2 protein-coding genes are annotated in these 677 nt (G+C 63.1%); both read right to left on the bottom strand.

What is annotated here, in order from left to right:
• Positions 1 to 199 (bottom strand): hypothetical protein (locus D1614_RS28115; protein WP_206610154.1); only part of this gene is annotated, 199 nt, incomplete at its 3' end.
• A gap of 13 nt (positions 200 to 212) precedes the next feature.
• Positions 213 to 677, bottom strand: a 465-nt coding sequence (locus tag D1614_RS28110) for a LemA family protein (protein ID WP_147384382.1), incomplete at its 5' end; no start/stop codon positions are given.

Here is a 677-nt window from a genome sequence, read left to right as displayed (position 1 = left end):
GCTGCTGCTCGTAGTCGGCCAGCACCTGTTCGAGCGCGCTTTTTTGTTCGGCGCTGAGCGTGCCGGTCAAGTCGGTCACGCGCGCGGCCAGCGGCGGCACGGCCACCATGTCGCTTTGCGCGCGAGCAGGCAGCGCGGCGGCCAGCCACAGGGCTGCAGTCAGCAGGAAGGCGAAACAGGCACGCGCGCGCATCGACATGATCGTCAGCTCGTCAGAACTTCACTGCCGGGGCGGTGGAAATCCCCTTCTCGTTCTCGACCGTGAAGTTCGGCTTGACCTGGTAGCCCATCACCTTGGCCGTCAGGTTGGTCGGGAAGCTACGGGTCAGCACGTTGTAGTCCTGTACCGATTTGATGTAGCGCTGGCGCGCCACGGTGATGCGGTTCTCTGTGCCCTCCAGTTGAGATTGCAGATCCCGGAACGACTGGTCAGCCTTGAGCTGCGGGTAGTTTTCCGACACGGCCATCAGGCGCGACAGCGCGCTCGAAAGCTCTCCCTGCACCTGCTGGAATTTCTGAAATGCCGCCGGGTCGTTCAGCACCTCCGGCGTGATCTGGAAGCTGGTGGCTGCCGCGCGCGCTTTGGTTACGGCCTCCAGCGTGTCCTTTTCGTGCGAGGCATAGCCCTTGACCGTATTCACCAGGTTCGGAATCAGGTCCGCACGGCGCTGGTATTG

It is taken from the genome of Maribellus luteus, from assembly GCF_003576475.1.
GTDB lineage: Bacteria > Bacteroidota > Bacteroidia > Bacteroidales > Prolixibacteraceae > Draconibacterium > Draconibacterium luteum.
The sequence above is the reverse complement of the archived record's forward strand: the minus strand, read 5'-3'. Positions and strand labels throughout refer to the sequence as shown.